The sequence below is a fragment of the Ruegeria sp. CDSB013 genome (genome assembly GCF_059611165.1).
On record NZ_JBXWPA010000004.1, the window covers coordinates 46,818 to 72,860 of the forward strand.

Annotated in this window: 17 protein-coding genes; 3 read left to right on the forward strand and 14 right to left on the reverse strand. The window is 56.1% G+C overall.

The window, feature by feature from the left end; genetic code table 11:
* The first annotated feature begins 134 nt into the window (after positions 1–134).
* Positions 135–1,991 (forward strand): SLC13 family permease, encoded by a 1,857-nt coding sequence (locus AC2FJF_RS08595; protein WP_496725210.1) that lies wholly within the window; start codon positions 135–137, stop codon positions 1,989–1,991.
* 53 nt (positions 1,992–2,044) lie between these two features.
* Here AC2FJF_RS08595 and AC2FJF_RS08600 read toward each other — a convergent pair whose 3' ends face one another.
* From AC2FJF_RS08600 to AC2FJF_RS08610, 3 genes are all read right to left on the reverse strand, one after another.
* Entirely contained in the window at positions 2,045–3,307 is a 1,263-nt protein-coding gene (locus AC2FJF_RS08600) for an HlyD family type I secretion periplasmic adaptor subunit (RefSeq protein WP_496724664.1), read from the reverse strand.
* Positions 3,308–3,369: 62 nt separating this feature from the next.
* Complete coding sequence (locus AC2FJF_RS08605) at positions 3,370–5,466, reverse strand: peptidase domain-containing ABC transporter (RefSeq protein ID WP_496724666.1); 2,097 nt, start codon at positions 5,464–5,466, stop codon at positions 3,370–3,372.
* Positions 5,463–7,190: an ABC transporter transmembrane domain-containing protein gene (locus AC2FJF_RS08610; protein ID WP_496724668.1), complete on the reverse strand. Its 1,728-nt coding sequence runs from the start codon at positions 7,188–7,190 to the stop codon at positions 5,463–5,465. The genes AC2FJF_RS08605 and AC2FJF_RS08610 overlap by 4 nt, the downstream gene beginning before the upstream one ends.
* 155 nt (positions 7,191–7,345) lie before the next feature.
* On the opposite strand from AC2FJF_RS08610, the gene AC2FJF_RS08615 reads away from it, so the two are divergent.
* Complete coding sequence (locus AC2FJF_RS08615) at positions 7,346–10,624, forward strand: PA14 domain-containing protein (protein WP_496724670.1); 3,279 nt, start codon at positions 7,346–7,348, stop codon at positions 10,622–10,624.
* A 6-nt stretch (positions 10,625–10,630) separates the two neighbouring features.
* On the opposite strand, the gene AC2FJF_RS08620 is transcribed toward AC2FJF_RS08615, so the two are convergent.
* The 6 genes from AC2FJF_RS08620 to bioB are packed head-to-tail and all read right to left on the reverse strand — an operon-like array spanning position 10,631 to position 16,013.
* The gene (locus AC2FJF_RS08620) at positions 10,631–11,389 is read right to left on the reverse strand and encodes a methyltransferase (RefSeq protein ID WP_496724672.1); all 759 of its coding nucleotides are present in this window, start codon (positions 11,387–11,389) and stop codon (positions 10,631–10,633) included.
* Entirely contained in the window at positions 11,386–12,006 is a 621-nt protein-coding gene (locus AC2FJF_RS08625; protein ID WP_496724674.1) for a pimeloyl-ACP methyl esterase BioG family protein, read from the reverse strand. The genes AC2FJF_RS08620 and AC2FJF_RS08625 overlap by 4 nt, the downstream gene beginning before the upstream one ends.
* On the reverse strand, positions 12,003–13,289 hold the full coding sequence (gene bioA / locus AC2FJF_RS08630) for an adenosylmethionine--8-amino-7-oxononanoate transaminase (protein ID WP_496724676.1): 1,287 nt from the start codon (positions 13,287–13,289) through the stop codon (positions 12,003–12,005). The genes AC2FJF_RS08625 and bioA overlap by 4 nt, the downstream gene beginning before the upstream one ends.
* A complete protein-coding gene (gene bioD, locus AC2FJF_RS08635) occupies positions 13,286–13,906 on the reverse strand; it encodes a dethiobiotin synthase (RefSeq protein WP_496724678.1) in 621 nt (206 codons plus the stop codon). Before bioD ends, bioA begins: the two co-directional genes overlap by 4 nt.
* Positions 13,903–15,036 carry an 8-amino-7-oxononanoate synthase gene (locus tag AC2FJF_RS08640; RefSeq protein WP_496724680.1) on the reverse strand — a complete coding sequence of 378 codons (1,134 nt, stop codon included), beginning with the start codon at positions 15,034–15,036 and terminating at the stop codon, positions 13,903–13,905. Before AC2FJF_RS08640 ends, bioD begins: the two co-directional genes overlap by 4 nt.
* The gene (gene bioB / locus AC2FJF_RS08645; protein WP_496724682.1) at positions 15,033–16,013 is read right to left on the reverse strand and encodes a biotin synthase BioB; all 981 of its coding nucleotides are present in this window, start codon (positions 16,011–16,013) and stop codon (positions 15,033–15,035) included. Before bioB ends, AC2FJF_RS08640 begins: the two co-directional genes overlap by 4 nt.
* 388 nt (positions 16,014–16,401) lie before the next feature.
* Between bioB and AC2FJF_RS08650 the strand changes: the two genes are divergently transcribed.
* Positions 16,402–18,381 carry a bifunctional 2',3'-cyclic-nucleotide 2'-phosphodiesterase/3'-nucleotidase gene (locus AC2FJF_RS08650; RefSeq protein WP_496724684.1) on the forward strand — a complete coding sequence of 660 codons (1,980 nt, stop codon included), beginning with the start codon at positions 16,402–16,404 and terminating at the stop codon, positions 18,379–18,381.
* Positions 18,382–18,483: 102 nt separating this feature from the next.
* Here the strand turns inward: AC2FJF_RS08650 and AC2FJF_RS08655 are convergent, their stop codons facing one another.
* From AC2FJF_RS08655 to AC2FJF_RS08675, 5 genes are all read right to left on the reverse strand, one after another.
* Entirely contained in the window at positions 18,484–19,518 is a 1,035-nt protein-coding gene (locus AC2FJF_RS08655) for an AI-2E family transporter (protein ID WP_496724686.1), read from the reverse strand.
* Positions 19,519–19,599: 81 nt separating this feature from the next.
* Positions 19,600–20,391 carry a TIGR03084 family metal-binding protein gene (locus AC2FJF_RS08660; RefSeq protein WP_496724688.1) on the reverse strand — a complete coding sequence of 264 codons (792 nt, stop codon included), beginning with the start codon at positions 20,389–20,391 and terminating at the stop codon, positions 19,600–19,602.
* 100 nt (positions 20,392–20,491) lie between these two features.
* Positions 20,492–22,465, reverse strand: a complete 1,974-nt coding sequence (locus AC2FJF_RS08665) for an acetyl/propionyl/methylcrotonyl-CoA carboxylase subunit alpha (RefSeq protein ID WP_496724690.1) — start codon at positions 22,463–22,465, stop codon at positions 20,492–20,494.
* A 49-nt stretch (positions 22,466–22,514) separates the two neighbouring features.
* Positions 22,515–24,134, reverse strand: coding sequence for an acyl-CoA carboxylase subunit beta (locus AC2FJF_RS08670; protein WP_496724692.1), 1,620 nt, complete (start codon positions 24,132–24,134; stop codon positions 22,515–22,517).
* Positions 24,134–25,918, reverse strand: coding sequence for an acyclic terpene utilization AtuA family protein (locus AC2FJF_RS08675; protein WP_496724694.1), 1,785 nt, complete (start codon positions 25,916–25,918; stop codon positions 24,134–24,136). The genes AC2FJF_RS08670 and AC2FJF_RS08675 overlap by 1 nt, the downstream gene beginning before the upstream one ends.
* Positions 25,919–26,043 lie beyond the last annotated feature (125 nt).

The following is a 26,043-nucleotide window of genomic DNA, read 5'->3' on the forward strand; positions in this document are numbered from 1 at the left end:
GTAGTAATTTTGTTTCGCTCAAGCTTGCGGTTTTGAAACATCATGACAATCCAACATTGATGGGTTAGATGTTTTTTTAATGTAAGAACAAATTCCTGGTGACGATTGTGGAACAGGTGGCCTTCAATTTTGAGATGGGTGTCGTTTGCGCCCTTCTTGCCTTCACCGTATTTCTCTTTGTATCCGAAATCGTCAGGATTGACCTTTCTGCCATACTTGTTCTGGTCATTATCGGCCTCCTCAGTTACGCGCCCGGGCTCGAAAAACTAGCTGACGTGCCGCACCTGTTTGATGGATTTGCATCCAATGCGGTGATTTCCATTATAGCAGTCATGATCGTTGGCGCGGGGCTCGACAAGACCGGCATAATGAACAAAGTCGCCGCTGTTATTCTGAAATATGGCGGAACGTCCGAGAAACGCGTGCTGCCGATTATTTCGGGCACCGTAGGGGTCATTTCCTCGTTCATGCAGAACGTTGGAGCTGCCGCGCTGTTTCTTCCGGTCGTCAGCCGAATATCTTCCCGATCAGGCATCCCATTGTCGCGCTTGCTGATGCCCATGGGGTTCTGCGCCATCCTTGGTGGCACAATGACGATGGTCGGATCTTCGCCTCTTATCCTGCTGAACGACCTGATCCAGTCGGCCAACAACGGCCTGCCCGAAGGTCAGAAAATGGAGCAGTTCGGCCTTTTCTCTGTGACGCCGATAGGGATTGTTCTGATCCTGACCGGCATCGCCTACTTTCTGCTGCTGGGTCGGTGGGTTTTGCCGGGTGATGAGGGATCGGAAAACACCGGGACCGGACAGGGAACGCAAGAGTATCTGCAACGTGTCTACGGCCTGAAAGCCGATGTTTTCGAAGTAATCGTTCCAGCCGAAAGCCCTTTGGTCGGGCAGATTTTGGCCGACATAAACCACGAAAATCACCTGTACATCATTTCGACATTCTATCGCGGAAAAACCTCAATGGTACAGGTCCTGACGGCCGAAATTGCCGCGCCTTGCCGATTGGCGATCATCGGCAGGCGCTGGGTCGTAGAGGAGTTCGCGCAGAAGTACGGGCTGACCGTCCTGCCGACGTTGGACATCTTTGTCGAAGAATTCGCACCGACCAATGCAGGCATCGCTGAAGTTGTCATAACACCCGACAGCAAGCTGATCGGGAAATGCCCACGCGAGCTATTGTTCCGCAAGACATACGGCATGTCGTTGCTTGCCATCCATCGCGGCGAGGAAACGCTCAGCCATGTTGAATCCGAAACGCACGAGTCTACTCAAATCGGGCTTGAGGAGTTTCACGCAGGCGACATGTTGGTCGCCCATACCCGCTGGGACAACCTGATGCGGATCAAGCGCGACCCCGATTTTGTGGTGGTGACCACCGACTTCCCCCAAGACGAGCTTCGCCCGCAAAAGGTCGGTTGGGCGCTGGCGTTTTTTGCCATTTCCCTGTCGATGATCCTGTTCACCGACATTCGGCTGTCTCTCTGCCTTTTGACGGGAGCCGCGGGAATGATGTTGTCTCGAGTGCTGAGCGTTGACGAAGCCTACCGGGCCGTTGGGTGGAATACGGTCTTTCTGCTCGCATGTCTTATTCCATTAGGTCAGGCCGTTCAGAATACCGGCACGGCAGCGTGGATCGCGCAGCAAATCATGATCATTCTGGATGGATGGCCGACCTGGTCCCTTCAGGCAGGCGTTGCGGTTCTGGCTACGGCGTTTTCGTTGGTGATGTCCAATGTCGGCGCCACCGTTCTGCTAGTGCCATTGGCCGTTTCAATTGCAGTGGCAGCAGGCGGAAATCCGGCTGTATTTGCCCTGACAGTTGCCATATCAACATCGAACAGCTTCATAATCCCAACCCATCAGGTAAACGCCCTGATCATGGGTCCTGCAGGGTACAAAGTTATGGACTTTGTACGCTCAGGTGGGGTCATGACCATACTGTTTCTTGTTGTGTCACTCCTTATGCTCAATTTGCTGTACTGATCGTTTCGATAAACAGGAATTACTACATGATTGCAAGGTCTTACATCTGAAAGCTAACGCTCTCTGAATGCGCGTTCCATTGTCATCTGCACCGGCTTTAACAGGTAGGAAAGCAGGGTCTGTTCGCCGGTCGTCATTTCCGCAACAACGGTCATCCCAGCTTGAAGCGGACGCTCCCACGGGCCCGTGCCAACCTTGGCTTCGGTCAGTTTAAACGAGGCCCTGAAATAGGTTTCACCGGTTTGTTCATCCGTCAGAGGCACAGGATAGATGGATTGCAGGCGTCCTTCGACCTTACCGAAACGTCGGGCATCGAATGTGTCTACGCTTACTGAAACCGGCTGTTCCAACTCAACATGGCCGACCTCGGAATTTGCGATACGTGCTTCTACGACCAAAGCGCGACGGGTCGGCAAAATCTCAAAAATCACTTCGCCCGGCGCGATGACTTCCCCTGGGTTAGGATATGTTATCGCCTGAATAATTCCACGTGCTGGGGCAGAAATACGCAGTGCCGACAATTTTGAGTTTACGACGTCCAGCGATATCTCCAACTCCACGCGCTTTTGCTCAAGTTCGGCCCATCGAGTTAGCACCTCATCTCGCAACGCCAGGGTTTCTTCAGCTTTGGCTGCACGGGCCAGCATCAATGCGCTCTGGGCTTCGGCAAGGCGCACCCGGGCGTCCGATGCAGCCGCGCGAACCGCGTCCACTTCATCCTCTTCCTCAAGGAAATCGCTCAGGGATTTTAGACCCTGCGTCCGTAGCTGCGCATATCTCTCCAGAATCTCCTCTTTCTTTCGAACGCGGGCCTGAGCGAACTGCGTGGCCCGTGTCAGGATATCCAATGTCCCCTCTTGCTGCTTGATCGTGGCCAGCTGAATGCGTTGGCCTTCAGCATAAAGGTCCAACCTTGCCGCTGCAGAAATCAGGCCCTTGCCTTTGAGCGCATCAATTTCCGCCTTGTCAGGCACAGCTTCGCGATCCAATACCGCCAGTACAGCGGACGCTGTGGCCAAGTCTCGCTGAACCGCAGCAAGCTGGCCCGACGTGACGTCTCTTTCCCGCGTCAGATCCGGGTGATGCAGTTCAACCAGTAAATCCCCCGCCTCAACCAACTGGCCATCGCGGACATGAACAGCCCGGACAATGCCGCCGGGCATCGTTTCGATTTGTGGATACGCGCCAACTGGCAGGATCGTCCCTGGGGCGCGGGTTACCTGGGGAACAGTAGTTTGCCCTGCCAGAACCACCAAGCATCCAACCGTGGCCGAAACCGCAAGCGAGAGGAAGGCCGCAAATCTAGGCCGCCGCATTCGGCGCCTCCAATTTGCACGTTGCATTGGACCGGACGTGTCACTTTTCTTTGAACCTGATTTCACTGTGCCCTCCCCAGCGTTTTCAATACGGCCTGAAGTTTCTTGCGCCCCGCATCACCAGTGCTGTTCACGACAACCTTGTCGCCATTCAGAAAGATGAAACGGTCGGCGATCTGCATGAATGAGCGATCCGCCGTTGCGATTATCACAGTCCTGCGCCCGTGCTGCGCGCGAATCCAGTTTCTGAAACACATCCGTCGATGATCAGACAGGCCGTTGGTTGGCTCGGAAAACAGATAGACCGAAGAAGGGCGCGCCATGCTGCGTGCAAGAACCAGCGACTTTAAGGTTGCCGATGGCATCTGCGCCAGGTCACCGTCGGTCAAACGAGTGTCGATGCCGTCTGGCTGAAGACCTTGGTCATCCAGCAAATCCATATCGGTCAGAGCAGCTATAATGTTGTCATCATTGAGAGACGGCGAGGCCAATCGAAAATTCTGGGCGACGGTGCCGTAGAACATCGACATGTCGTAAGTGGCGTAGGTTATGGATTTACGCAATTCGTCCCTGGCAATTTGACGAATGTCGATGCCGTCATGTTCAATCGTACCTGCCAGAGGCGCGTAAAGGCCGTCGATCAGATCCAGCACCGCTGTGCGACCGGCCGCATCGCTGCCCATGACCAGCACCACTTCGCCCGGATCACAGTTGAAACTGGCTTGCGAAAGGACAGGCGCGTTCAAAGGGTCCGGCCGGTACGTGACCGAAGAAAACGCAATCGCGCCGCTTAATGTTTTTTGATGCGTTTGTTCCAGCCCCACCTCGATCTCCACGCCAAGACTAAGGACACGATCCGCCTGATTTCGACTGCTTCGGAAGGAAAGGATCTGGGGGAAGCTGGAATACAGAGACTGAATCGGCGCCAGAATTTTGGACACCAACGCAATCGAGGCGATCAACGCGCCAAAGCTGATATCACCGCGCAACGCGCCATGCGCACACAAGATGATGGCCCCCATCGTCGCAAGTGCCGTAACGGATTGAACCAATGATTGCGCAAGCGCCTGAAACTGACGGCTGCGGCGCGCGGCCGCTTCTGAGCGCTCTGCAAGAGGCATGCAGCGGTCCAACCATTGGTTTTGCATCCCCAGATTTGCAATGGCCCGCTGGTTAAGAATAGCGTCCTGAACGGCTGACTGGCTGGCGGCGGCGGCCTCTGCCGTTTTTTGATCCAACCGTTTTTGGTGTGGGACGATGATTGCGCCGAGCAAGACAAGAAAGACCGCCAAGCCGAGCGTCAGCAGCCCGACCTGCGGTGCGAGATAAGCAAGGACCGCAAAGAATATCACCACAAATGGCAGATCCAGAAGGGTCGTCATGACCTGCCCGGTAAATGCATCGCGCAACGATTCGAATTGACGAAAACGCGATAGCTGTTGGTTTATGTCCGTTTTCCCTAGCTGGCTCAGCGGCAAAGACATCAGTTTGCGAAACAGGGCAACCATCAACTGACGCTCTCCACGCCAGCCAACATATGCCAGCGCCCGCGTGCGCGCATGGCGGAAGCACAGGTCTGACGCCCCTACAATCACCACACCGATCATCAGCGAAACCAGCAAACTAACAGAACCCGACGGGATGACCCGTTCGTAGATGCCCATGATCAGCAAGGGTGCCATGAGCCCCAGAACATTGGACAACAATGAGGCGATCAGCAGCCAGGGCAACATCGGGCCTAATTCTGCGAATGCCGAGCGGACAGATGTGAACCGCCTGTCTGTCTGGTGATGCGTGAAGCGGTCGATCCGGATGACGGTGCACCATCGGCGGCTGGGCTTGAGGTGGTTCAGATCTGGGTTCAGATCGTCGTTGATTTGCAGCGTGCCGCCTATCCGATCCAACGCAAGGTAGCAGGCACCATTGCTTGGTATGATCAGTGCCGGGCATTCGTGATCCGTGATCTCGCGTTCGCGACATCTGATCTGCGTGTGGGGGATATTGAGGTTTTCCAACGTCTCGAAAATGTCATCTGGGCGGAGCCGATCCAGCACGTGCGGAAACGCCTCAAGCAGCCGGTCTTCATTATTGCGCCAGCCGCCCGCCAATAGCAGTCTAAATAGCAACCCGCTTGCAATCTGAGTGTTCATTACGGTCATGCGGCACCCTTTTTCCAGGCTTCCGCGGCAGTGCGTTCAAGATCTGCGTCCACCGCCCATGCCGCCAGATCCCGGGTGTTTGAAGAACTTAAGCGAACGCACTTGTCCATTATCTGCCTCATCCGAGGGTCCGGGCTTGCAACAAATATCGTGGGCCGCGGTGACACGGATTGGAGGTAATCCGCCAAAGCTTGGCGTTCCGTTGTATCTAGAACCGCTGTTGGTTCATTCATCAAAAGCACCCGCGGCCGCAGCGCCAAGGCCCGTGTCAATGCAATGAGATGCCGGTTCACCGGGTCGGCCTCAAACCCGGTTCCGGTGTTAAGCTGGGTTGCATAACCCATGGGCAAACGGTGAATGCGTTTCTCTAGCCCAAGTGCGACGGCAACTTGCTTGGCGCGATCAACGGTCTCTGCGTCACCAAAAGCGCTGATGTTTTCAAGCAGTGTTCCCGACAGGATCGCGGGCTCAGCTTCGAGCGCAACCAGCGCATCGTGCCCGCGCCACCCGATCAGCTGTGAGGCCGGTATGCCACCAATGGACAACCTGCCCTCATCTGGCTCTCGCTGCCCCGTCATTGCGTCAAACAAAGCTTCGACCATCCAGCTTTCTTCGGGCTCAATCAAAACGCCATGCCCTTGCTCCACCTGTAAGTTGAGGGGCAAGAAAGCTCTCCCCTCTCCTTTCAAACGGCGCATGGACAAACCGGACACCTTGATCTGACCCAAGTGATCGCAGGAAAGCCCTGCACTTTGCCCGATTTCAAGCTGTTCCATTTCGTTCAATCGTGCTTGTGAAATGGCAGAGTTTTCCGACTGAACCCACATCGCCATGAGTTTGGTCAAAGGCTGGATAATTCGGCCATTCAACAGCATGCAGGCAGCCAATTCGGCGATACCGATCAGGTTGATGATCACCAAGTAGGCCCCCAGCAGCCCCATCGCGGCAACAGTCATCTGCGAGAAAATGGCTCCAAAGCTTTGTGCGAAGCTCGAGAAATGGATCAGCTTATTGCTGATATCGACGGTCTGATCTTCAAGCAATTCAAAGCGGCGGGCCATTTGTGGCTCCATCCGGTTTGCCTTGATCGTGGGCATATTCGACAAAATCTCGGACAAGAACGCGTATCGGCGTGTGTCCAGGGACTTGCGGTGCTTGAACAAAGCCCACTGCCCCCGCTTCATGACCGCTGCGAAGATGATCACAACGCAGAACGCGCCCAATGGCACCAAAATCAGCCACCCCCCGATCAATCCGATCAAAATCGCAAACAAGACCGTAAAGGGCAGATCAATCGAGAGTGTTTGCCCCTGCCCTGAATGGTAGTCCCGCAACTGGCCGATAGCTGCGTAGCGTTCCGCATAATTGCTGGCGGGTTCGCGCGAGAAGGCCAGAGAATTCGCGTTCAGGACTTTGGTCATAAAGCGGCGGTAATTCCAGACCGCTGCCCCCTCAGCCGTGGTTGTCAAAAGGACGGCACGGCACTGTCTCAGCATCAGCTCCATACCGGCACCGATCACCAGTGCCACCGTCAATACGCGCAGCGTGTCTGTAGACTGAAATGGGATAACCCGATCGAATATCAGCAAGATGGAAATCGGCATCAAAAGCGACAGAACATTCATAGTCAGAGAGGCAACCCAAAGCGGGATATCAAAGTGAGGAGCCGAAATGCGACCAACAAATCCACGCGGTTCCATGATGCTTTCCACCCCCTTGGTCATTTCAGCAGGAGTGGTCGGTTTCCGTTTAAGACCCGTAAATTCCCCGGCGCATCTTGCCTAGGATTTACCTTTAAATTTAAACGCTTAGTTACCAAATATCGACGGACGCGTGTTACCAAATTCGGTGAATCAGTTGTTGTTTGGGGAATTGTGCGATGGGTAAACAAGAGAACGACCTGAATTTTCACACAAGGTCCGCACAGGCGGATATGGACGAACAACACGAGATCGCCTCTCATCTTTCCCGCAATGTTGTCGGGCCAAGCGAAGATCCGACGCGCAGTTCGTTACACACAGGCCAACAGTTCTCTGGGACAATGGAACCTAGCACTCGGAGCGAAGGTGCCCCGGAAGAGTTGAACCCACGCACCGTGCATGCACAACAATCCGGCAACGTCACAAACACTGATCCTGTCGCCCACACTTTTCATTCAACGAGCTCGTCGGCTGGGTCAATTGCACAAAACCCCAAGGCAGAGGCGACGGAAATTGACGAAAGCGCCGCCGGAATGGAAACATTCCGTGCTGCAATTTCAACGCCCCAAACAACCGAAGGTGTGGCAAAAACCCATGTAAGCGGTCCGGCCTCTCGTCCAGAGCCGCCAAGCGTACCCAATCTGGATGCAGCGCCGGCAGCTTCAACCGACACACAGACCGAAAACAACGCGCCACAAGAGGTCACTCTGGAGAACACATCTGTTGCGGAGAACGCCAATGGCGCGGTGATCGGAAACATTTCCATCGTGGACTTGGAAGCATCGGAAACGCACAACATTGACATCTCGGACGACCGTTTGGACATCGTTGACGGCAAGTTGCAGCTAAGGCCTGGCATTGCTCTGGATCATGAGGAAGCGGCACAGATAGAAGTCGACGTCACGGTCATGGACTCTCGCGGGGCCACCCTGACCGAGCGTTTCATCGTGGAGGTTCAGGATGTGAACGAGGGCCCGACAGGGCTGGCGCTGGACAACACCTCTGAAAACCTCATTCAGAATGGCAGTTTCGAAGAATTTGACTTGGATAAAGGCAAGTGGAAAGGCTTTGGCTCGGATGAAAGCGGGTCCTGGCAAGACGCGCATGGAATGGAAATCTGGGATCATTTAGGCGGTACGAGTGCATCCGATGGCGATCAGCTGCTCGAGATGGATCATGGTCGGGGCATCGACAGTATTTCCCAGGTCGTCCAGACAGAGGATGGTCAACTCTATGATCTGGGCGTTGACCTGCGTGAGCGTCTGGCAGGTGGAACCGATACGGTCGAGGTCTATTGGAACGGCAATCTGGTGGCGGAGCTGGACCCGCAATCCGCAGATTGGGAAACGTTCCAGCTGCAGGTCGTTGGGACCGGACAAGACACGCTGGAACTGCGCGAACCTGAGGGACAGAATGATACCTACGGTGCCTTGGTTGATAACATCACACTGACCGCCGCAGAGCTGACCGTAGCCGAAAATGTTGATGGGGCCGTTGTCGGGCAGCTCAGTTTTGAGGATCCGGATCAGGACGACACCCATAGGTTCGAAATCTCGGATGACCGGTTCGAAGTCATCGGTGGTCAACTGCGTCTGAAACCCGGTGTTGCGTTGGACTATGAAGAGGCATCCTCGGTCACCGTTGATGTCACGGTGATCGACGCAGGCGGGTTGCGTCACTCCGAAAGCTTTACTGTCAATGTGGCGGATACGGACGAGATGACGTTTTCGTCAGGGTTTCACGCCAAATATTTCGACGTTGATCATCGTCTTTCCAAACTGGAAGACATCAACTGGACCGCAGAACCGACCCATGAAGAGGTTACGTCCGAAATCAACTACGCTAACGGTCACGACACATTTTGGGATGGAGGCGCGAAAGACACGTTCGGCGTCCAGATCAATGGCGGCATCGAAGTTGAGCAAGGCGGAACATTCACTTTCTTTCTGGGCGCCGATGATGGGGCGATGTTGGTAATCAACGGCCAACAGGTCGTTGAAAATGACGGGCTGCACGGGTTTCGAACTCGAACAGGTGAAATTGAGCTTGAACCGGGAACACATTCGATCGAAATCCGATACTTCGAAAATTACGGCCAGGCTGGACTGAAGCTTGAATGGGAGGGCCCAGGTCTTGACGGGCGTGAGGTGGTTACAGCCCCAGACGTGTCCGAGGCCCAAACCGTTTCGGGCATGCCACTTGCCATTGATGTGGATATGGGAACGCTCAGCGTGACCGATGAAACCACGTTCGAACTGACAGGTCTGCCGACTGGAACAATTGTCGAGGCTGGCGGAATCGCATTCGCGGCAAATGTGGACGGGATCGCAGAGATGGAAGGCTGGCAAGGTGAGATGATCACCATAACACCGCCGCCAGAATTTGCGGGAACAGTCGAAGCAGCCCTGCATCATTCTATGCCGACCAGTGAAAACAGCAATCACGACGGCGTACAATACCTGACTTTCGAAGTAACTCAGGCTGACCTGCCCTTACCAGATGCCAAAATTGTGGGCGGGTTCCGCGCAAGTTATTTTGACATGGACAACAGGTTGTCAAAGCTGGACGACATCGACTGGTCCGCTGACCCGACGCAACAGGAATTTGTGCCTGAAATCAATTTTGATAACAGTCGCAACTCATTCTGGGAAGGCGGTTCAAGGGATACGTTTGGGGCAAAACTCGAAGGTAAAATCACAATAGAAGAAGGCGGCTCCTACACTTTTTTTGCCGGTGCGGACGATGGCGTAGCACTCTTCGTCAACGGCGTTAGGATCGTGGACAATGATGGTCTGCATGGGTTCCGAACGCGGTCCGGAGAAATCGACCTGGAACCCGGCACTTATGATATCGAAGTTCGGTATTTTGAGAATTACGGTCGTGCAGGATTGAATTTGGAATGGGACGGGCCGGACACAACGGGGCGCGAGCTTTTGCAGGCTGACCCAGCCCCAAATTTCGGCGAAAACGGGGCCTTTGAAGTCGCAATCGAGATGGACCAAGCAAGTGATCAGGCTGCTGTATCTTTGGAAGGGCTGCCACCAAATACTTTGCTGATCAGCGGTGAGGATTCACTGATGACAGATGGCGGCTCTGCGGATCTATCTGGCTGGGATCTCGACTTTCTTGAGATTTCCCCGCCCCCAGGATTTCAAGGCGCAATCGAAGGGGAAATCTTGGTGACGGACACCGGGTTTAACGGGGCGCAATTGACTTCAGTGACTTCCTTTGCGCTGGACGTCGGGCAAACAGATGAAATCGCAAAAGACCTTGCCCTTGATCTGTCCGAAACGCTTGCTGCGACAACACTGGTTGAACCGCCCGTGCCGTGGCACTTGGATTTTGTGCAAAGTGACGGGGAAACCGACGGCGATGTCATGGCCGAAGCGGTACTGACCAACCCGGGCTCTGAGATCTCGTGTATCCAGACTGAAGCCTATGAGCGCATTGATTGGTAACAGCACTCAGCTATTTTTGTGAGCCACGATCCAAGTTGGGTTATATGTCAGGGACACGCCATTATCGTCGCCAAAGTGTCGGACATATTGTTCCGAGAACTGGGCAAGACTGGTTTTGGTCCAGACCTTCTGCGCGCGCCCGTTGACCCCAGTTCTTCGAAGGTGATTGAGAACGCCTCGGGGTGTATCAAAGTGCAGTGCAGAAAGGCTTTCGCCGCAACTGATTATCTCTAACTGGCCTTCGACTGCCGCGGCCAAATCTTCAGATCGGCACAGGCCCGGCGCTTTGGCTGTGGAGCCGACTTTCACCAGTTCCCGGTACTGTTCTGGTCCAAAGCCCGAAACCGCCAACCACCCTCCAGGAGCCAATGCGTTGGCCGCCTTTTGCAAGAAGGTTGCGGGATCGAACAGCCATTGGATCATGGATGCGGAAATGACCAAATTGGGCTGAGATGGCCATTCAACAGTTTTGGCATCACCACACAAAAAGTCCGCGCCGACCGCAGTTGCGGTCTCAGCCGCTTCGGGCGACAGGTCATTGACCGTCAACTGACCAATGTCGAATGCGCTACACACCCGATGCGTGAGGTGGCCGGTACCACACCCAAATTCCAAACCGGCCGGGAAACGGTCCGGCGCGCCGCCGGCCCGCATCTCATGGACCAGCCGATCCGCGATTTTGGCCTGCTGGCTCGCTGATCCGTGGTAGCTGCGGAAACTGCGACTGAAACTGCGCTGGACGCGGTCTGCGATCTGCACGTTCATGAGACCCACTCCTGCCAGTTCTGACCGTCGCGAAACGGGACATGCGGGGTGGCAATACCACGCACGGCAGATTGTTGGTGCGCCCATGCCGCCTCTTGCGCGGGGGTCGGGATGATACGGTCCCGCTGGGGGATCCAAATCCGGTCAAATGCCACCTCGGGTGCGCCACCACGGTCGATCACGGCGTGAAGCTCTGCCTGCGCGGCCTCCATATCAATTTCGGGAACCGGCCCGTTCAATCCGGCGCGGCGACAGAACTTTGCGAAACTGGCTGCGGTCAGGTTTTCCGCCGTGGCGCGGATCATATCCGGCGCGATGCCACGCTCGGGGTCAGCCGGACATAGCGTGCCGCTGACTGCAATCAGCCGATCAGGGCAATATCCGGTTTGCGTCAGCCAATGGGCCGCAGACGCGACGCCAAAAGAAAAGGCAATCAAATTGACACAATCATATCGCGCAATGTCAGGCAGAGGATCGTCAAGGTGGCGAAAGTCGTCGACGAACAGCACATCGCTGCGCCCTGAAAGCCCAGCAAAAGGCGCGGGCCCCAGCGCCCAACCGCCAAAAATCAGGATCAATTCATCCGTTCCCGAACGCGATAACCACCGCTGTTTCATGACATGCCTTTGACGAGCGAGATCATGGCCGATGTGACACGGCTTAATTCATTCGCAGAGATGATGTAAGGCGGCATGCAATAGATGTTGCGGGCAAACGGGCGCAACCAAACGCCGGTATCGGGTGCCAGCGCATGCGCGACCGCGGGATCAACCCATTGCTCCATTTCGATGACCCCGATCGCGCCAAGCACGCGCACATCGGCAACGCCTGGCAATTCACGTGCGGGGGCAAGTTCTTGCTTCATCTGGTCGGCGATCGCGTGCACTTCGGCGCGCCAATCTCTGACCGATAGTTGGTCCAGACTGGCCACCGCAGCAGAACAGGCCAGCGGGTTGGCCATATAGGTCGGGCCATGCATCAAAACGCTGGCTTCGCTTTCCCCAATTCGGCGCGCGACATCTTCAGTCGTGGCGGTCGCGGCCAGAGTAATATGGCCGCCAGTCAAAGCTTTGCCCAAACAGATGATGTCCGGAACCACTTCGGCGTGGTTCATCGCGAACAGTTCGCCCGTGCGACCAAACCCGGTCGCGATTTCGTCAAAAATCACAAGAATTCCAAGTGCTTTACACAGGTCTTGCGCGCCTTTTAGCCACTTGGGGTGATAGAAGTACATACCACCCGCGCCCTGCACCACAGGCTCAAGGATCAGGGCCGCGATTTGATCGGCCTTGGTTTCCAGCAGCTCTTCCAAAGCATCCAGCCCATTCAGGGTTGGATCATCCGTCCATTCCTGCTCAAACGATATCGGCGGGCGTGGCAGGAAATGTTGGATTGACAGCGCGCCACTGAACAGCCCGTGCATCCCATTCTCGGGGTCGCAGACGCTCATCGCTTTCCATGTGTCCCCGTGATAACCGCCGCGAATGGTCGCAAACTGCGTGCGCCCCGTGTGACCCAGCGCCATCTGAAACTGCACGGCCATTTTCAAAGCGACTTCAATCGCGACCGATCCGCTGTCGCTGTAGAAAATGCGATCCAGCCCGTCAGGCAACAGCTCGACCAGCTTGCGTCCCAGGTCAATTGCAGGTCGATGCGTCAGGCCACCGAACATGACATGGGGCATTTGCCGCAGCTGTTCCTGCATCGCAGCAGTAATGGCCGGATGACGATGCCCGTGCACCGCACACCACCACGACGACATTGCGTCGATCATCCGAGTGCCGTCTTCCCGGGTCAGCCATACCCCTTCGGCCTCGGTGATCAGATGCATCGGACCGGGGTTCAGAACATTCGTATAGGGATGCCAAAGGTGGCGAGCATCAAACTCTAGAGCGGTCACAGAGCCCTCCGAATTGTTGCGGAATCGATCGCATGGAAGGCATCCGACAGCGTACCCCGCGACAGGGTTTCAAGGTGCGGCAAGCGTCCCAAATGGGTAACCTGACACATCTCGGCGATGGTCTGTTCAACCTCTGGCTCAGCGTCGCCTACAAACGCTACGCCGACGACGTTGCAACCTGCGCCCCGCAAAGCCATCAGGGACAGGCTTGTGTGGTTGATCGTACCCAATGCGGTCCGGGCCACCAGAACCACGGGCGCCCGCCACACCGAGATGACATCAAGGAAAAAGGTCTTGCGGTTCAGCGGCACCATGATCCCGCCTGCCCCCTCGACGACCAGGGGTCCGTTGACCTGCGGCAGCGCAAGCCGATCCGGCGAAATCTCGACGCCCATGTCTTCGGCCGACAAATGTGGTGAGGCTGGCATGTTCAGGCGATAGGCTTCCGGCAAAATTACAGCACCGGAAAGCGCCGCGACGGTTTCTGTGTCCGTTGCATCCTCAAGCCCGGATTGCACCGGCTTCCAATAGGTTGCGCCAAGCGCGGCCGTCAGGCCCGCAGCAAAAACCGTTTTTCCGACACCAGTGTCGGTGCCTGTGACGATTACAGCGCTCATGCCGCCTCCGTCTGTTGATGCGCCAGTGCTTCGAACAGGGCGCTTATGTCATCCTTGCCCACGTTGCCGGTGATCGACACGCGCAGGCGCGACGTGCCCCGTGGCACGGTCGGCGGCCGGATACCACGGACATCAAAACCTTTGGCCTGTAACGTTGCGGCCATTTCCATGGATTTGGCGTCATCGCCCAAAATTATGGGGATAATCTGGCTGTTCAGCGCCTCTTGGGGTGTTCCGATCTGACGTGCAACGGCATGCGCGTGGCGGGTGCGGGACAGGGCGTTCAGGGGCAGCGAACTATCTGTTTGAAGATGCTGCAGAACCACGCGAACAAGGGCCGCATTGAGCGGAGATGGGGATGTCGCAAAGATAAACGGGCGCGCGCGGTTGATCAATGTTTCGATCAACACCCGCGGGCCACAAATCAGCCCTCCAGAAACCCCCAACCCTTTGCCGCATGTGTGCAAAGTCAGCAACTCAGCCTTGAGGCCATGCGCCAGACCCTTTCCGTTCGGGCCAAATACTCCGGTCGCATGGGCCTCATCGACGACCAATATGGCACCGTGTTCACAGGCCAGATCAGACAGCGCGACCAAGGGCGCAAGGTCGCCCTCCATGGAATAGATGCTTTCCACGGCGATCCAGATTTGGCCAGACCCGCCTTCTGCCAACCACGCCTCAATGGCCAGACGTGCTGCGGCAACATCATTATGGGCAAAAGCACGTGTTTGGCCGCGTCCCATCCGCATGCCTTCATGCGCGCTTGCATGAACCAAAGCATCGTGAAGGATCAGATCTTCGGCGGCAGGAAGGGTCGAGAAAATCGCCTGATTGGCCTGAAACCCGCTGCCCATGAACAAAGCAGCCTCAGCATCAAAAAAGGCGGCTGCTTCGTGTTCAAGTGCCTCATGTTCGGGATGATTGCCCCGCAAAAGGCGAGAACCACCGGATCCCAGCGGTACGCCCTGCGCCAATGCGGTTTGCGCGGCATCGCGAAGGAATGCCGATTGCGCCAATCCAAGGTAATCATTGGACGCAAAGTCCAGACCACGCGGCGGTGCCAACACCCGGCGGCGGTGCCGGGTGTCCAGCTGTTCAAGCATCGAGTTCAGACGACTCAATGCCTTCATTCAGCAGCATCCAAACAGGATTTTTCAGCCGAGGTTTCGGCCTGCAGCCCAAGCTTCTTGAACAGAATGGCGTCGGTGTCCTCTTCAGGATTTTCTGCCGTCAAAAGCGTTTCGCCTACGAACATCGAGTTTGCGCCAGCAAAGAAACACATGGCCTGCAATTCATCACTCATGTCGCTGCGCCCAGCGGACAAGCGCACGTAGGACTGTGGCATCATGATCCGCGCAACAGCAATGACCCTTACAAAGTCGATTGGATCGATCGGTTTGGCGTTTGCCAGAGGCGTGTCTTCTTGCGGCATCAACATGTTGATCGGCACTGAATCCGGTGCCGGTTTCATATTGGCCAATGTGACCAGCATATCGACGCGGTCTTGAACCTCTTCCCCCATCCCGAGGATGCCGCCGGAACAGACCTTGATACCCGCTTCCTGCACGCGGTTCATCGTGTCAATGCGGTCCGCAAAGGTGCGCGTGGTGATGACTTCGGGATAATACCGCTCGGACGTGTCGATGTTGTGGTTATAGTAATCCAGCCCCGCATCGCGCAGACGAACCACCTGATTATCGTCCAGCATGCCAAGAGTCATGCAGGTTTCCATCCCCATCTCGCGCACGCCTTCGACCATGGCAACAAGGGCATCCATATCCCGGTCTTTGGGTTCGCGCCACGCAGCGCCCATGCAGAAACGGGTTGCCCCACCGTCGCGGGCCTTGCGGGCTTCGGTCAGAACGCGCTGAACCTCAATCAGTTTCGAGGCCGACAGTTTTGATCCGTTCCGTGCTGATTGCGAGCAATAGGCGCAATCTTCGGCACAGCCACCTGTTTTGATCGACAGCAGTTTCGATGTCTGGACCTTGTTGGGATCAAAGTTCTCGCGGTGCACTGTCTGCGCGCGAAACAGCAATTCCATCAGCGGAAGGTCATACAGAGCTTGAGCAGCTTCACTGGACCATATCGGGGTGGTGTTTTTCATTTTATAGATACTTTTCGAAAACTCTCATGGCTATGCATACTTTTATAGATAAAGATTGCTATCACAACCAGATTCTACCTTCCGCGTCACTCAGGCGGAAAAACGCGGATGCTTGCGATAGCCCGATGTACCAACGCCGCTTTAGCAAACGATACCGAGCATTCTGCCCCAATTCGGCTGCCGCCATTTCCGCAATATGCACCGCGCGATAATCCACCGTCTCAAAACGACATATGTTGCCATGATTGGGTAAGCAGATCACAATGGGCATCAGTACCAAACATTCCCGCATGCGCCGCGCCGCTGCAAACGCGTAGGATACCAGTGTCACACGATTGTTTTGTAAGTCATGCAGAAGGCGCGTTAGCCACATATTGAAAGGTTCCCAATGACCTCCTCCAGCCGTTTTTCGATGTCTCGCCGCCAGTTCCTTGCCACAACTACGGCCAGCGCCGCCGCAATCACCCTACACCCGTTTTCGGCCGCTGCTGCCGACAATCAGGCGCATCTTCGGATCATGGAAACCACCGATATCCATGTGCATGTCTTCCCTTATGATTACTACGCAGACAAGCCGCGCGATACGGTAGGCCTGTCGCGTACCGCATCGATCATCAATGACATTCGGTCAGAGGCAACCAACTCGTTGCTTGTGGACAATGGCGACTTTTTGCAGGGCAACCCAATGGGCGACTACATCGCTTATGAGCGTGGCATGAAAGAAGGCGACAGCCATCCGATCATCGCCGCATTCAACACCGTAGGCTATGACGCCGCTACTTTGGGCAACCACGAGTTCAATTACGGTTTGGATTTTCTGGAAAAGTCACTCGCCGGTGCAGATTTCCCGGTCGTTTTGGCCAATATTGTCAAGGAACAAGGCGCGGGGCCACGCGACGACAAAACTTTGGTCAAGCCTTACGCCATTCTGGACCGCGAAATTGAAATGGGCGACGGCAGCAAGCATCCAATCAAGGTTGGCGTTATTGGCTTTACCCCACCACAGATCATGAATTGGGACCGCAAGCACCTTGAAGGCAACGTTCAGGCCCGCGACATCGTCGATACCGCGAAAGCCTATGTGCCAGAAATGCAAGAGCAAGGCTGTGATTTAATCATCGCCCTATCGCATTCGGGTATCGGTGAGGCCGATCACACTGATGGGATGGAGAACGCCTCAGTCGTGCTGGCCGGTGTCGATGGCATCGACGCGCTGGTCACAGGCCACAATCACCTGGTCTTCCCTTCGCCCACCTTCGCGGATCGTCCAGGCATCGACGTCGAAAAAGGCACACTATTGGGCAAACCGGCAGTCATGGGCGGATTCTGGGGCTCGCATCTGGGTCTGCTGGACCTGCTGCTGGAACGCGACGGGAATGAATGGCGCGTTGTAACAACGACGTCCGAGGCGCGCCCGATATCAAAGCGCAACGAAGATCGCTCAATCACCGCGCTGGTTGGCGACGACCAGACCGTGCTGGATTCGGTTGCCAAAGATCACGACGAAACACTGGCTTATGTGCGCCGCGCCGTTGGGAAGACGTCCGCGCCTTTGCACAGCTACTTCGCGCTCGTCGCGGATGATCCGTCGGTGCAGATCGTTTCGATCGCACAAAAATGGTATGTTGAAGAGATGATAAAGGGCACAGAGCATGAGGGGCTGCCCATCCTATCGGCCGCTGCCCCGTTCAAGGCCGGTGGTCGTGGTGGTCCAGAGTATTATACCGATGTTCCAGTGGGCGATGTGGCCATCAAAAACGTGGCTGACCTGTACCTCTATCCAAACACCGTGCGGGCGGTCCGCGTGAACGGGGCACAGGTCCGGGGTTGGCTGGAGCGTTCGGCAGGCATGTTCAATCAGGTTGAGCCGGGCTCAGCCGACGCAATTCTGCTGAACCCGGAATTCCCGTCCTACAACTTTGATGTAATGGACGGCGTGACCTATCAGATCGACCTGTCTCAGCCCTCGCGATTTGGACCAAAAGGCGAAGAAGTAAACCCGGACGCGGCACGGATTGTGAACCTGTCCTTCAACGGCACGCCAGTTACGGATGATATGGAGTTTATCATCGCCACCAACAATTACCGCGCGTCTGGCGGCGGGTCCTTCCCGGGCGCATTGGGTGACACGATTGTTTTCGAGGCCCCAGACACCAACCGCGACGTCATCGTGCGTTACATTGTCGAGCAGGGCACAATCGATCCAAAGGCGGACGCCAACTGGTCCTTCGCCCCGCTCGCAGATACCACGGTGCTTTTCGAAACCGGCCCCAAAGCGCGCGACTATATGAGCGACGTCAATGGAGTGGTGATCGAAGACGCAGGCGAAGGCGCCGATGGTTTTGCCGCGTTCCGCATCAATCTTTAAACGTCAGAACTTATAAACCGACCGTCACCCCGACCAATGGGTGGCGGTCGCGCACCAAAGATGACGAATTATTCGATCACTTAAAACCGGGCTTTGGAAAAATCAGTCAAGTTCACCGCTTTCTGACATCAAAATCGCCAGCGGTCGCGTAGAATGGATTTGCGACAAGATGATCATCACCACGGCAGTCAACGGTATCGCCAATATGGTGCCTGCCAGACCCCACATCGCGGTCCAGATCGTCAGCGAAAACAGCACCATAAACCCGCTCAGGTTCACCGAGTTTCCGACCAGGCGGGGTTCAAGGAAGTTTCCGACAAACAGCTGAGCGGCCATGAGCGCGATCAGCGCGACACCGGCGTGCCAGATGCCGCCGAATTGCACGAGGCTCAGCATGACGGGAAACAGAACACCAACAATGGAACCCAGGTATGGGATATAGTTCAAAAGGCCGATCAATATGGCCCAGAACATTGCGAACTCGATGCCAAGCAACAACATGATCACATATGAGATCACAGCCAAAATGACGTTGATCAGTGTCTTTGCGCTTAGGTAGCTGCCAATCTTCTGGTTTATCTGGGCGACAATTTGCAGCGACCGGTCAGCTGTTTCAGCATCACCCAAAGCCTTTCTAACTTTTTCCGGCATATCGTCCAGATCGGACAGGATGAACACAATATAAAGGATTGTCATTAACATGACCGTCCCGAAACCCTGCACTGTGGAAAGCGTCCCCTGCACAAAACCCAAAACATCGAACTTGCCAGCAATCGTCTGCTCGATCGTGGACCAGTCTGGCAGTTTTTTGACACCCAAAATCGCCATTGCCGAGTCAACCAGCGCTTTTAGGTTGGTTTGGTAACGCGGGATATTCTGGGCGACCGCTTGCGCGTTTGCCTCAAGAAAAACCCCTATCAGAATCAGCGTTAGAAATATGGCAAGCAGTGCAAGTAAACGGCGCCCGCGGCGTGGAATGTGGCGCAACCCCGGAACACGGCCGATTGTCGAGGCGGTCGAGTCCAGAATGTATATTCCGATAATGCCCAAAAGCACCGGAAGAAAAATGCTCTTGCCCAGCACCAGCAGCCAGCCGATGACAACAGCGACGATCAGGCCAGATGCAAGTTTTGTCACATTAAACTGCAGCATATCTTCGCTTTCGGTCGGACGTGTGGGTCCTTTTGTGCCGGGTTCTAGGCTTATATTCAACGTCTTTCACGCAATCTGAGCGCCCCGAGCGCAGTGACGGCTACCCGGTGCTGGAGGCGTTTCGCGACCACCGGCAAAACACTGCGCGATTGACATCCATTCGGCAGAAACCGGCCCTTCCACCTTTAGAGATGTATCTGCGATGTTGCGGGTTTGGGCCGAGACTTGCGCAAACTCTACCGCAGGTCCTGTTATCCGATTGTCCCCCGGTTCACCGAACTCCCATAAGGCTCCGGAAGGTGCGGTCAGTTCAAGTCGCGGCATCGCCTCGGGCACAGGTTTGCCGTTGACCTGATAAGCCCAACCAAAGGTATTCACACCCAGAATGACGATGTTCTTGACTCGGTCCTGTTCGACGCGCTCGACACCAAGAACGTCAAAAATCTCTTGCCCGTGTGCCCAAGTCTCCATCTGGCGGGCCGTGATCGACGAGCGTACAGACATATCCGGACCGGCCCATTTCACCCGGTGCTTGGGATCGAGATCGGCCCAACGTGTGCCAATATCTGTGTAAAGTGTCCGCCAAGCATCGCGCAGCTCGTTCCCACGCAGCAAAATCGCTTCGTTCTCGGCTGCGCGCAGCCCTTCGGCATTGGCTTTGACAAACAATGCGCCAATGCGCGCAGCAAATGCGTCGGGGTCCTGAAGCGACAAATCGGCCATCTGGTTCCAATAGTGCAGATGCACCAGAACATCGTTCAGCGTCCATCCCTTGAACTGGGTTTGGTTTTCCCATTGGTCGCCCGAAATATCGGCTAGAATGGCAAACAATGCCTCGCTTTCTTGCAAAAAATCCATTGCCTGTTGCACTGCTTGTTCCCTCGATTTTGTGTTTGCCTGTTCGATGTCCCCGGATGCAGTGCCTGAGCGGCGGTAGCCGACACACACCCAATTCTACCTATGTTTCGTCAATCTCGATCATAACATCCCCCGCCGCCACCTGTTGTCCGATCTCAACGTGTACAGAGGTCACGACGCCCGCAACGGCGGCAGTGATTTGGTGCTGCATCTTCATGGCTTCGAGAACGGCCAGACAGTCGCCATTCGAAACGCTTTGACCAGGTCTTGCCGCCACCTCGACCAGGGCACCCGGCATGGGGGCGGTGACGCGACCGCTAGCGATCGTTCCCGCATCCAATGCACCGGGACGCAGGCGTCGAAACGTCAGGCGCTCGGCGCCGATGGCGATCTGGGCTGTGTCGCGGGTTATGTGTGCGGTGGCGTCGACGGTGTTGTCATTTATGCGTGCCCGGACCTTCCCGCAACTGCGCTTGATAAACGAGACATCATACGCGTTGCCCTCAACCCATACGGTCCATCCTTCGGGGCGGGCGAGTGCGCGCGTTTGTATCTCTTCGTCAACATAGGCAAGCGTCACGGCGAACGGCGGCAAGGCTGCGCTGGACCAACCCAACTGTTCGGTTGAGACATATCCCGCCGCCGCCCTTGCGCGGGATTGATCCGCATCCAACAACAGCGCGGCCGCCAAGGCGATGTCCGGCGCAGTTACCCGGTACGCAGGAAAGCCCCGGGGGTAGGTCTGATCCAGAAATGTTGTCGTTGCATCGCCGGCAATGAAATCTCTGTGCTGCAGCACATCTGCAAGAAACCGCGAATTTGTCACCGTTCCCAGCAAAATAGATTCGTTCACAGCCTTGATCAGCCGCGCACGTGCCGTTTCGCGGGTTGGACCATGCGCAATGATCTTTGCAAGCATGGCGTCATAGAAAGGCGATACCTCCTGCCCTTGTTGAATGCCGGAGTCCACACGCACTCCGGGTCCAGTCGCAGCCTGCCAGAAATCAATTGGACCGGTTGCCGGTAGATATCCGTTAGCGGGGTCTTCGGCATAAAGCCGCGCCTCAATGGCGTGGCCGTTCATGGTGACGTCTTCCTGAGAGATCGGAAGGGCGTCACCCTGCGCGACAGCGATCTGTAGCGCCACTAGGTCGATGCCAGTGACCATCTCGGTGACAGGATGCTCAACCTGCAGTCGGGTGTTCATTTCAAGGAAATAGAAAACGCCGGACGGTTCCAATAGGAACTCCACGGTTCCGGCGCCGCGATAGTTCACCGCACGGGCCGCCTCAATCGCCACGGCTCCCATTTTTTCGCGCAATTCTGGCGTCATGGCGGGGCTTGGGACTTCTTCGATGACTTTTTGGTGGCGACGCTGAATCGAGCATTCCCTTTCGCCCAGATGAATTACGTTCCCGTACCTATCGGCAAAAATCTGAAATTCGATATGGCGCGCATCACCGATCGCTTTCTCAAGGATCAATTTGCCGGATCCAAAAGCGTTCTCGGCCTCGGATCTGGCAAGCGCAATCGCCTCAGAAAGAGCGTCGGCGGATTGGACCACGCGCATTCCGCGTCCACCGCCACCAGCTGCGGCTTTAACCATAATGGGAAAGCCGATCTTGTCCGCTTCTGTGACCAGAGCGGTATCCGATTGATTATCGCCTTCATACCCTGGAACGCAGGGAACGCCCGCGCCAATCATGAGGCGTTTGGCGACGGCCTTGTCGCCCATCAGCCGGATCGCTTCGGGATCGGGTCCTATAAAAGTCAGACCCGCGGTCTCGACTGCCGCTGAAAAACCCGCATTTTCGGACAAAAACCCATAGCCCGGGTGAATTGCCCCTGCCCCGGCTTTCTGAGCGGCAGCAATGGTCTTTTCTGCATTCAGATAGCTATCACCAACCGGCCCTTCACCGATCCAAACCGCCTCATCAGCAAGTTCGACATGGGGTGCTCGCGCGTCAGAGGTTGTATAAACGGCCACTGTGCGCAGCCCAAGCGACCGGGCGGTTCGCATGATACGCGCGGCGATTTCCCCACGATTGGCAACGAGAAGCGTGTCGAATGTCATGCCTCAGCCTCTGCTATCTGTCTTGGATTTGGTGAGCTATGCAGCATGTTCAGAACCTGTGCACCCCGTACGAACTGGGTTTGACCGTTCGCGCGCGCCCCTCAAGGCAGGTTTCAAGGCAAAAGCCCAGCACGCGCCGTGTGTCGCGGGGGTCAATGACGCCATGATCGATACACCGGCCCGAGGTATAAAACGCATTTTCCTGTCGTGTGAAATGCGCTGTTATCGCTGCCTTCTGCGCAGACAGTTTGGCTTCGTCGTGGTCGATCCCTTTGCGTTTGAACCCTGCGCGCGCGACCAGTTCCATCGTCCCGGCGGCTTGCGCGCCGCCCATCACGCCCGTTGCCGCATTGGGCCAGGCGAACAGGAAGTCCGGGTCATAGGCGTAGCCGCACATCCCGTAATTGCCAGCCCCGAAACTTGCCCCGACATAGAGCGTGATCTTGGGCACATCGACCGACGTAACGGCCTGGATCATCTTGGCCCCATGCTTGATCATGCCGCTTTGTTCATATTGGGTGCCGACCATGAACCCTGTGATATTATTGAGAAAAATAAGGGGAATATCGGCCTGACCACATAACTGTATAAATTGTGCGGCTTTGTTCGCGCCTGCAGGGTCCAGTGGCGCGTTGTTTCCAAGAATACCCACAGCGATACCATTGATTGCGGCCTGCAAACAGACAGTCGCTGAGCCATAGTCGGGCTTGAAATCCTCAAAATCCGAGCCGTCAACTATGCGGGCCACAACCTCGCGGACGTCATAGGGAACGCGATAATCGGTTGGAACAATGCCTGCGATCTCATCCACATCATATTTCGGTGGCTGCACTTCTTTGCTGCGACGCACAGGCAAGGATTTGTTCCAATCCAGCCGGGCCATCACGTTCCGCGCCATTTCGATACCGTGCGCATCATCCTCGGCCAGATAGTCGACCAGCCCGGATGTGGTGGCATGCATCTCGGACCCGCCCAGATCACGGTCATTGGCCTTTTCGCCCGTCGCCGCGTGAACCAAGGCGGCACCGGCCAAGGCGGCCATACCGTTGTTCTTCACGCCAACGACATAGTCTGCAAGGCCGGGCATATAGGCCCCACCGGCGGTTGACGGGCCGTGCAGCACTGCAATGTTGGGCAGCCCTGCGGCCGAATGGCGGGCCAGATTGCGGAACAGTTTGCCGCCATTGGCCCAGAATTCGACCTTGTATTCCATCAGGTTTGCACCGGCGCTTTCGACAAGATGCACAAAAGGCAGGTTCTGTTTCAATGCCATGTCTTGCGCGCTCAGGAAGGCCGCAGCTGACATCTCGACCATCGCGCCGGCCTTGATCCCTGAATCGTCCACGATGATCATGCAGCGCACGCCCGAGATGAAGCCGATGCCGATGACCAATGACGCGCCCGGAACCGATTGCTCGGGATCGCCTGTATCGACACAGTAGCCCGCCAACCCGTGCAGTTGCAAAAAAGGCATTCCGGGATCCAACAGTTGGGCCAAACGGTCACGGGGTGTGATCTGCCCCCGGGCCTCCATCCGTTCGCGCCGTTTCTCTGACAGGGCGACAGGACGCGCTTCAAGCGCGCGCATCTCGTCGACAAGAGCCAGCATATCGCCTCGGTTCTTGGCAAAGCTGTCAGAATCGCGGACGACTTTACTGACAAAACCCATCAGCTTTCTCCTCGCTCGGTGTATAAGGATAACTCTGCAGGAATCCTGATCGGTGTGGCCAGCAATATCTGGGCATAACTCTTGCCTTGCGCGTCGTTGCGCAACGAGGCGACGCCACCGCCACCCAGCGCATTGTGCAGCAGAATGTTGATGGAATGTGTTCCTGGAAGATAGAACCGCTCGACCCTGCCGGATAGATGGTCAGAAAAAACAGCTGCCAGCGTCGCTTCGGACAGCGCAGCCCAAATATAGGGCAAAAAGGTAGCATGGCGCGCAATGACCCCAATGTTTGCGGTGTCGCCTTTGTCCCCAGATCTTGCCCAGGCCAAATCTTCCAAAGGGCATGTGATCCACTCGGTCACCTTTTCATCGGTAATTTCCGGGGCTTTTGCCGGGACAGGTTCCGGGTCTTGCAGGAACGTTTTCGGCTGATTGTATGCGATATCGTCCCCATCCATCGTTACGCAATAGGTCAGCGTGTCGTTTGGCACCAAGAAGGAAAACAGGACAACGACTGGCGAGGGCTTTGGACGCCCTCCTCCGGTAAAGATGTGCAACCCCGGCGGTGCGGCCAGTGCGCACCCGGTCATCTCACGCAGGAATACACCAACCGCGCGAGGGTCGTCGTGTTTCACGGCTGCCTTGAGCGAGATCTCTTCGTAATCGCTGTCGCCAGGCCGACCTCCGAAGGTTTCAAACGACACCTCGCGATAGTCGGGAGCACCGATCCGGTGCAGGACAGCGCGCGCACGATCCAACCCCGCTTGGGCAAAAGCCTTCGCCTTTTGTCGTGCCTCACGCCCGTTGATCAGAATCGTAATGCCCGCGCGATAGCCATCCGCCCAGGTGGCGGACACTTTGAGCTGCCCGGTCGGCGCGCGGCCTTTTGCACCCAAAACGGTTACATGGTCTGGCTCGGAGTGCTTAATCCTGACATTGGAAAAGTCGCAAATCACGTCAGGCAGAATATAGGACTGCGGGTCGCCGATCTCATACAGCATCTGCTCGCAGACCGAAGCCGGGGTCACACATCCAGCTGTGCCCTGCGGCTTGGTCAGGACCAGCCCGCCATCGGCGTTTACCTCGACAATTGGATAGCCGATCTTGGCGATGTCGCCTGCCAATTTCCAGCCCGTGAAATTGCCTCCGGTGGCTTGGGGTCCACATTCCAGCAGATGCCCCGCAAGCGACCCGGCAGCCAGTAAGTCGTGGTCTTCGGGCCGCCATCCAAAATGATACATGCACGCCGCCAGAGTCAGAGCGCTGTCGACGCAGCGGCCCGTGATGACGATATCAGCACCGCCGTGCAGCGCCGCCAATATCGGCCCAGCCCCAATATAAGCATTCACCGAGGCGATCTTTTCGATCGGTGGCATCGGTGCACCGGAAAACATCTCAGTCCGATCGACAAACTCAGCCACACGCGGTAGCAGGTCGTCGCCTTCGACCACTGCAACTTTCAAGTTCAATCCCAACTCTGCAGATTTGCGACGTAATTCACCAGCACAGGCAACTGGGTTGACCCCGCCTGCATTTGACAAGACCTTGACGCCTTGCTCGGCTATTTGGGTTAAATTGTTGGCCATAACGTCAGAGACGAAATCCACCGCATATCCCTTTTGGGGGTCTTTAAGACGGGCGCGCGCCATGATCGACATGGTGATTTCGGCGAGGTAATCGTAGACCAGAAAATCGAGCCCTGGGGCACGCAGCAATTGCTGTGTCGCATGAGGGGCATCCCCCCAAAAACCACTTGCTCCTCCGATCCGCAGAGAATGTGTCACGCCACGTCTCTCCCGCTTGAGTGCGATCCGCAGTTTACAGACCGACTGTTCTGTTTTTATGATTTACTGACCACCTTGGTCAACGAAGATTTACCACTGCGACGCGACGGAAGATGACGGAATCG